Source organism: Cupriavidus sp. 05T313 (assembly GCF_056396665.1).
This window is the reverse complement of sequence record NZ_JBFTLX010000676.1, coordinates 1-406: the sequence shown is the minus strand read 5'-3', so window position 1 is coordinate 406 and position 406 is coordinate 1. Positions and strand designations below refer to the sequence as shown.

The window sequence follows — 406 nt, the reverse complement described above, 5'->3', positions numbered from 1 at the left end:
CACCAGCACCAGGGTGTGCTCAAGCAGTTGTTCGCGTACGGATTGGGTGGTCATATGGCATACATCCACCTTTCGGCGGACCCTCGGGAAGCGTTGGCGGTGCCCTGGCCGGAGGTTGTTCCCGGTATCAATGGCAAAAAGCCGGTGCTACCGGCTCTTTGCATGCACCACCAGACTCATTGGCTGACAGGTTGATTCACTTCACGGCATCGCGTTCAGGCGTTGGCGCCTTCGGTGAATACATCGAACTTGCCGGTACGGGCGCCATCCGTGTAGGCATCGACGCTACGGGCCGGGGAAGCCGACACGCCGGTACGGTCCAGGYCAGCGACGATGCGGGCGCCGTCGGTGTACGGGTCGAACTTGCCGACACGGGCACCTTCGGTGAACGGGTCGAACTTGCCGC

The 406-nt window shown here is 62.2% G+C and carries 1 protein-coding gene and 1 pseudogene; one reads left to right on the top strand and one right to left on the bottom strand.

The window, feature by feature from the left end; translation table 11 throughout:
• Window positions 1–195: hypothetical protein (locus AC1DKD_RS42325; RefSeq protein ID WP_477144878.1), on the top strand; the 195-nt coding region annotated here is incomplete at its 5' end.
• 20 nt (window positions 196–215) lie between these two features.
• On the opposite strand, the pseudogene AC1DKD_RS42320 reads toward AC1DKD_RS42325, so the two are convergent.
• Window positions 216–406, bottom strand: a pseudogene (locus AC1DKD_RS42320) (copper resistance protein CopQ); the annotation flags it as partial.